The following is a 2,253-nucleotide window of genomic DNA, read 5'->3' as shown; positions in this document are numbered from 1 at the left end:
GTCCGGCGGGCACCCGTGGATCCAACCAGCCGGGACCCGCCGCCCGCGCGCGCAGCCCCCGCCGGCAGGCCCCGCGGCGCCGGGGGAGCGGGCACTGAAGTCGCGGGCGGGTGCTGCCGAGGAAGGAAGCATGTCCACCTTCCTGGAGATCTGCCTGCTCGCCGTGTTCGTGGTCCCCTTCGTCAACGACCGCCGGGCGCTGCGCCGCGCGGCCAGCCCCTGGCTGCTGCCGCAGGCCGACCGCCCGCCGCTCGGCCCCGACCAGCGCCTGCCCCGCCCGTGGGCGCGCCGCCGCTACGTGGAGAGCGGCGTCGCCGAGGTGGCCGCCTTCCTCAGCGAGCAGGACCCCGCCCGCTGAGCGGCCGCTGACCGCGCGCGGCGCGCCCGGGGCGGCTAGCGTTCCCGCGTGGCTGAACGCACCCCCGACCTCGAGAAGACCTCCGGCGACGCGACGCCCGTGCCGGACGACTCCCGCGCCTCGCAGCTGGTCCAGCGGCTGCTCGCCGTGGGCATCGACGGCAAGGGCCCCTTCGACAGCGCCGCCGAGCTGGCCCGCGCCGCCCGCGCCGAGCACCCCACGACGGAGTCGGCCGTGCACGCCGTGGTGCGCAGCCAGACCCGCCTGGCCGCGGCCAACGGCTTCGCCACCGGTGTCGGCGGCCTGCTGACCCTCGCGGTGTCCCTGCCGGCCAACGTGCTCGGCTTCTACGTGCTGGCCACCCGCACCGTCGCCGCCACCGCCGAGCTGCGCGGCTACGACAGCAGCCGTCCGGAGGTGCGCTCGGCCGTCCTGCTGACCCTGGTGGGCACCGACGCCACCGACGTCCTGAAGTCCGTGGGCCTGCCCTCGCTGCCCTCCGTGCGCGGGCACCTGGGCAAGCTCTTCACCAAGCGCCTGCCCCCCTCGGTGCTCATGCTCGTCAACAAGGGCGTCGGCTTCCGGCTGCTGGCCCGCTTCGGCACCACCGGCCTGCTGCGGCTGCCGACGCGCTCGCTGCCGCTGGTCGGCGGCGTCGTGGGCGCCGGCATGGACGCGGTGACCTTCCGGCGCATCGCCAAGCAGGCCGAGGTCGCCTTCCCCCCGCGCAGCACCGAGGACTGAGCCCCGAGGACTGAGCCCGCGCACCCGCGCGGAACGCGCGGGTGCGCGCGGGTGTTGCACGGGTGGACCCCGTCGCCCGTCCCCGGAGCCGCCCCGTGAAGCGTCCGCACCCCTCCGCCGCACGCCGTGGCGGCGCCCTGCGCCTGGTGTGGCGGACCCTGCGCGAGGGCACCCCACCCGGTACCCCCGGCGTGGTCGAACGGGTGCGCTCGCTGCCGGCCATGACGCGCGACAGCGTCGCCGGCGGCTACCGCGGTCCCGGCCGCGGCCGGCTGGCCTGGTCGGCGGTGGGGCTGGCGTACCTGGTCTCGCCCCTCGACGCGGCGCCCGAGGCGCTGCTGCCGCTGCTGGGCCTGCTCGACGACGGCGTCGTGGCCGTCTGGGTGGCCGGCTCGCTGCTGGCGGCCACCGAGGACTACGCCGCCTGGCGCGCCACCGCCCGCTCCGGGCCCCCGGCGGTGCCCGGGGGGACGCCCGAGCCGCCGCCCCTCGCGCCCGCGACCACGGCACCGCCGGCGCACCGCCGTCTGCACAGCCGCGCGCGGGGCTGAGGCCCCGCCGGCGGCGGTGGACACCGCCGTCGGCGCCCGCCCGCGCGCCGACGCTGGCGGGCATGACCCCACCGACCCCCTCCTGCGCCCCGCTGGTCCTCGGCGGTCCCGACGAGCTGCTCGCGGTCCTGCCCTACCGGATGGGCTTCCACCCGCGCGCCAGCCTCGTCCTCGTCGAGCTGTCGGCCTCCGCCGGTGCCGCGGGGCGCTCCCGGGTGGGGGCGGTGGTGCGCGTGGACCTGCCCGCGCCCGGCCCGGGCACCCCGGCCGGCCCGGCGCGCGCGGTGCGGCGCCGGGCCGAGCAGGTGGTGGCCGCGGCGCTGGAGACCCTGCGGCGCGGCAGCGGCGGTCCTCCCGAGCAGGTCGTGCTCGTCTGCTACGACGACGGCCGCGACGACCCCGGCGGCGGGGGTGGCGGGGCTGCCGGTGCTGCCGGTGCTGCCGGTGCTGCCGGTGAGCTGCTGCCGGCGGCAGCGGCGGCGTCCGCGCTCGCGGCGGCCGGTGCCGCGCTGGCGGCCGCCGGCAGCCGGGTGGTGGACGTGCTCCTCGTGGCGCGCGGGCGCTGGCGCTCGCTGCGCTGCGCCGACGAGGGCTGCTGCC

Annotated in this window: 4 protein-coding genes; all 4 read left to right on the top strand. The window is 79.3% G+C overall.

What is annotated here, in order from left to right; all coding sequences use genetic code 11:
* Positions 1 to 130: 130 nt before the first annotated feature.
* On the top strand, positions 131 to 358 hold the full coding sequence (locus GTQ99_RS22385; RefSeq protein ID WP_166617881.1) for a hypothetical protein: 228 nt from the start codon (positions 131 to 133) through the stop codon (positions 356 to 358).
* 48 nt (positions 359 to 406) lie between these two features.
* Positions 407 to 1,102: an EcsC family protein gene (locus GTQ99_RS22380; RefSeq protein ID WP_166617880.1), complete on the top strand. Its 696-nt coding sequence runs from the start codon at positions 407 to 409 to the stop codon at positions 1,100 to 1,102.
* Positions 1,103 to 1,197: 95 nt separating this feature from the next.
* Positions 1,198 to 1,653 carry a DUF1232 domain-containing protein gene (locus GTQ99_RS22375; protein ID WP_205708038.1) on the top strand — a complete coding sequence of 152 codons (456 nt, stop codon included), beginning with the start codon at positions 1,198 to 1,200 and terminating at the stop codon, positions 1,651 to 1,653.
* Between the two features lie 62 nt (positions 1,654 to 1,715).
* Positions 1,716 to 2,253, top strand: a 538-nt coding sequence (locus GTQ99_RS22370; protein ID WP_166617879.1) for a DUF4192 family protein, incomplete at its 3' end; no start/stop codon positions are given.

Source organism: Kineococcus vitellinus, assembly GCF_009906315.1.
GTDB lineage: Bacteria > Actinomycetota > Actinomycetes > Actinomycetales > Kineococcaceae > Kineococcus > Kineococcus vitellinus.
The sequence above is the reverse complement of the archived record's forward strand: the minus strand, read 5'-3'. Positions and strand labels throughout refer to the sequence as shown.